This is a genomic window from Streptomyces sp. CB02980 (genome assembly GCF_014451325.2).
GTDB lineage: Bacteria > Actinomycetota > Actinomycetes > Streptomycetales > Streptomycetaceae > Streptomyces.
The window spans coordinates 1-5074 of sequence record NZ_JACSCH020000036.1 but is presented as its reverse complement, the minus strand read 5'-3'; the positions used below and the strand labels follow the sequence as shown (position 1 = coordinate 5074).

Annotated in this window: 2 protein-coding genes; both read right to left on the bottom strand. The window is 73.7% G+C overall.

From position 1 onward, the window contains the following. Nucleotides 1-1856 (bottom strand): type I polyketide synthase (locus E0F75_RS39070; protein ID WP_229315798.1); only part of this gene is annotated, 1856 nt, incomplete at its 3' end. Next, the coding region (locus tag E0F75_RS39065; RefSeq protein ID WP_229315797.1) for an SDR family NAD(P)-dependent oxidoreductase at nt 1853-5074 on the bottom strand (3222 nt) is incomplete at its 5' end. The genes E0F75_RS39070 and E0F75_RS39065, both read right to left, overlap by 4 nt.

Below are 5074 nucleotides of genomic sequence, written 5' to 3'. Positions count from 1 at the left end.
CGCAACGGCTCCGGCAACAACTCATCCGCCACCGCACACACCTCGTCCACCACACCGGCGAACACCTCGAACCGCTCATACAGCTCCGCACCCATCCCGGCGAACTGAGACCCCTGGCCGGTGAACAGCACAGCCGTCTTCCCCGTCACCGGCGAACCGGTCACCAAGCCCTCAGACGGAACGCCCTCGGCCAGCGCATCAAGACCCGTGAGCAGATCCGCGACGTCCTCGCCCACCACGACCGCGCGTGCGTCAAGCGCCGCACGGTTCGTCGACGCCGCCGCCACACCCGCGACATCCACGTCCTCACGGCCCCGGACGAACTCCGCGAGCCGCGCCGCCTGTCCCCGCAGACCGGCATCGCCCCGGCCCGACACCACCCACGGCACCGGCCCCTCGACGCTCGTCTCCTCGGCGACCGGCTCCTCGACCTGCGCCTCGACCTGCGCCTCGACGGCACCCGGCTCCACGGCCGGCGGCTCCTCGAGAACCACATGCGCATTCGTGCCGCTCACGCCGAACGAGGACACCCCCGCCCGCCGTACGCGCTCCTCACCGGGCCACGGCACCGGCTCCGTCAGCAGACGCACCTCACCCGCGGACCAGTCGACGTGCGGCGAGGGCTCGTCGACGTGCAGGGTCTCCGGCAGCTGTCCGTGCCGCATCGCCATCACCATCTTGATGACCCCGGCCGCACCCGCGGCGGCCTGTGTGTGCCCGATGTTCGACTTGACCGAGCCCAGCCACAGCGGTCGGTCCCCGGGCCGGCCTTGGCCGTACGTGGCAAGGAGCGCCTGCGCCTCGATCGGGTCGCCCAGCTTCGTACCGGTGCCGTGCGCCTCCACCACATCGACATCACCGGCGGACAGACCGGCGCTCGCCAGCGCCTGCCGGATCACCCGCTGCTGCGACGGACCGTTCGGCGCCGTCAGGCCGTTCGACGCACCGTCCTGGTTGACCGCCGACCCGCGCAGCACCGCAAGGACCCGGTGACCGTTCGCCACGGCGTCCGACAACCGTTCGAGCAGCACCAGGCCGACGCCCTCGCCCCAGCCCGTACCGTCCGCCGCGGCCGAGAACGCCTTGCACCGCCCGTCGGCCGACAGGCCCCGCTGCCGGCTGAACTGTACGAACGTCCGGGGCGTCGTCATCACGGAGACACCGCCCGCCAGCGCCATGGAGCACTCGCCGGCCCGCAGCGCCTGGGCCGCGAGGTGCATCGCCACCAGGGACGACGAACACGCGGTGTCCACCGTCACCGCCGGGCCCTCGAGGCCGAACACATAGGACACCCGGCCCGACGCGACGCTCGCCGCGTTCCCGGTCAGGGAGTAGCCCTCGTCCTCCTGGGGGACGACGCCGGCACGGTGGGCGTAGTCCTGCCCGTTGGTGCCGACGAACACGCCGACGCGGCTGCCGGCCAGTCCGTGCGGATCGAGGCCCGCGCGCTCGAACAGCTGCCACGACGTCTCGAGCAGCAATCGCTGCTGCGGGTCCATGCTGAGGGCCTCGCGCGGGCTGATGCCGAACAGTTCGGCGTCGAAGTCGCCCGCGTCGGGGAGGAAGCCGCCTTCGCGGACGTAGGACGTGCCGCTGCGCTCGGGGTCCGGGTCGTACAGGGCGTCGAGGTCCCAGCCCCGGTCCGTCGGGAAGTCCGAGACCGCGTCGCCGCCGGCGGCGACCAGGTCCCACAGGTCCTCGGGCGACTCCACCCCGCCGGGGAACCGGCAGCTCATGGCCACGATCGCGAGCGGTTCGCGCCCGCGCGCCTCGGCCTCGCGCAACTGCCGTCGTGTCTGGCGCAGTTCCGATGTGGCGCGCTTGAGGTAGTCAAGGAGCTTCGCGTCCTCGGTCATCGTGCACTACCTCCCTGCGGCCCGTGGGGCGCCGCCGAGTCGTCGAATTCCTGATCGAGAATGGCGAACACCTCGTCCGCGGTGGCGGCCTCGATGTCGCTGTCGTCGTCGCCTTCCGGTTCCGGCTCCATAAGCCGGCCCCGCTGCGCCGCGGTGTCGGTCAGCACGGCCACCAGCCCTTGGAGCCGGGCGACCAGCCTGTCGCGGACCGCTTCGTCGGCATCCAGGGCCGACAGGGTGGTGTGCAGCTCGGCGAGGTGTGCGAACACCGGGTCGGTGACGGCGGAGCCGAGCAGCTCGGTGCGGACGTGCGCGGCGAGGGCACGCGGGGTGGGGAAGTCGAAGACCAGCGACGCCGACAGCCTGTGCTCGATGGCGGCGGCCAGCCGGTTGCGCAGTTCCACCGCGGTCAGCGAGTCGAAGCCGAGCTCCTTGAACGCGCGGTCCGGGTCGACGCGTTCGGCGTCGGCGTGGGTGAGCACGTCGGCGACCGTGCGCCGGACCAGGGTGAGTACGGCTTCCTCGCGCTCCCGCTCCGGCAGGCCGGCCAGTCGCCGGGCGAACGTCTCGGACTCCGGGGCCTCCCCGGCAGCGGTCCGCGGCGCCGCGCCGTTCGTCTCCCACAGCACGGGCGACCGATCCGCGGCCGCCCGGCGGGTCGTGTCGACGCCTGCCACCGTGAAGGGCAGGTCGGCGGCCAGGGCGGCGTCGAAGAGTGCGAGACCCTCGGCGCTGGACATCTCGGCGGCCCCCTCGCGGAGGATGCGGCGCACGTCGTCCTCGCCCAGGTGCCGGGTCATCCCGCTGCGTTCCGCCCACAGGCCCCAGGCGACCGAGGTGGCGGGCAGGCCCTCGGCCCGACGCCGATGGGCCAGTGCGTCGAGGAACGCGTTCGCGGCGGCGTAGTTGCCCTGTCCGGGGGTGCCGAGCGTGGACGCCGCCGAGGAGAACAGCACGAAGGTCCGCAGTGCGGCCTGGTCGCGGGTCAACTCGTGCAGATGCCACGCGGCATCGGCCTTGGGGCGGAACACGGAGGCGATCCGGTCGCCGGTCAGCGAGGTGACCGTCCCGTCGTCGAGCACCCCGGCCGCGTGGATCACCGCGGTGAGCGGATGCTCCGCGGGCACCGCGCCGAGCACCGCGGCCAGCGCGTCCCGGTCGCCGACGTCACAGCTCTCCACCGTCACGTCCGCCCCGGCCTCGGTGAGCTCGGCGACCAGCTCGGGCATGCCGGGCGCCGTGGCGCCCCGGCGGGCGACGAGAAGCAGCCGGTGGACCCCGTGTTCGAGGACCAGGTGCCGCGCGACCAGACCGCCGAGGGTGCCGGTGGCGCCGGTGACGAGCACGGTTCCGGAGTTGTCCAGGAGCGGTGCCTCGTCGGCCTTCCGGCTCGCTGCGGATCGCGGCCCCGGTACGAGGCGCGATCGCGGTACGGGGCGCAGCCGGGGCACGAACAGCGCACCGGCCCGTAGGGCCGCCTGCGGCCGGCCGGTGGCCGGCACGGCGGGCAGTGCGCGTAGCGACTCGTCGCGCTCGTCGATGTCCACCACGACCAGCCGGTCGGGGTGTTCGGCCTGGATCGACCGGGCCAGGCCCCAGACGGCGGCACCGGCCAGGTCCGCCACGTCGCCGCCGTCGGTGGCCACCGCGGAGCGGGTCACCAGCACCAGGCGGCCGTCCGCGAACCGGTCGTCCGCCAGCCACGCCTGGACGATCGGCAGGAGACGGGCCACCGCCGTGTGCGCCTGGCCGGGCGCGGGCGTGCCGGCCGGACCGACCGGTACGAGGACGGTCTCCGCTCCGGTCGCCTCGGCCGGGTCCGCGCACCGGCGGACGTCGGCACCCTGGCGCCGCAGCGCCTCGAACAGGCGGTCCTCTCCCCCGTCCACCACGGCGTAACGACCGGGTACGGAGGGCTGAGACGGCACACCGAGCGCTTCCCAGACCAGGCGGTGCAGCGGTCGGACCGTTCCCTGCCGCCAGGCACGCGCCTGCGCGGCGGTCGGTGGCCGCAGCGTCAGCTCACCCACGTAGGCCACCGGTGCGCCGTCCGTGCCGGCCAGGTGCAGCGACAGCGTGTCGGGGCCGGTCGAGGTCACGCGTACTCGCACGTCTCCGGTGAAACCGGGAACCGCCACGAGATCGCGCCAGCGGGTGGCAAGGCGTGGTTCGGGGGTGGCCGCCATCGTCAGCGCGCCGACGGCTTGCAGCAGCGCGTGGGTGAACCGGTCGGAGGCAAGCTCCTCCCCTGCCGGTAGCCGCCCTTCCGCCAGCACGTCGGCGCCGGACCGCCAGAGCCGCCCGAGCCGGGCGAGGACGTCCTCGGTGTCGTATCCCCCTTCGGTGAGGGCACGGCGTACGACGTCTTCGGTGATCGGTTCGGCGTCGGCCGGGGGCCAGGGAGTGACGACGGGTGCCGGGTCGCCGCCCGGGTGGACGGCGAGCAGACCGGTGGCGTGGCTGCGCCAGTCGGCGTCCGTGTCGTCGGCCGGACGGGAGTAGAGGTCCACCCGTCGGCCTCCCTCGTCGTCCGGCCCGCCGACGACGAGCTGGACCTGGACCGCCTCGTCCGCCGGGAACGCCAGCGGTTCGACGATCGTGAGGTCCGCCAGCCGGGGACTGCGCACGCTCCGACCGGCGTGCAGGACCGTCTCGACGACGACGGCGGGCGGTAGGACCACGGATCCGGACGTCATGTACTGCCTCAGCCACCCGTGGGTCTGAGGTGCGAGCCGGCCGACGAACAGCCGGGCGTCGTCCCCGGGCAGGACGGCCACCGCGGTCAGCAGCGGATGGTCCGTCGGCGTCAGACCGGCCGATGCGACATCCGCTTCCGCCGATGCGGGCGCGTCCAGCCAGTAGCGCTGCCGCTGGAAGGCGTACGTGGGCAACGCCACCGGCTGTACGGCGGGCAGCAGCTCGCGCCACGCCACCGGCAGGCCGGCCGCCCAGGCCGCACCGAGGCTGGTGAGCAGCTGCGCGGTCTCGGGCCTTCGCCGCCGCAGCGTGTGCAGCACCCGCCCGTCGGTGACCGTCTGCTCCATCGCCAACGACAACACCGGATGCGGACCGATCTCCACGAAGGCCCTGGGTCCGGACTCCTCCAACCGCCGCACCACGTCGGCGAACAGCACCGGCTCGCGCAGGTTCCGGTACCAGTACGCGGCGTCCAGCTCCTCATCGGCAACCAGCTCACCGGTGACCGTCGACCACATCGC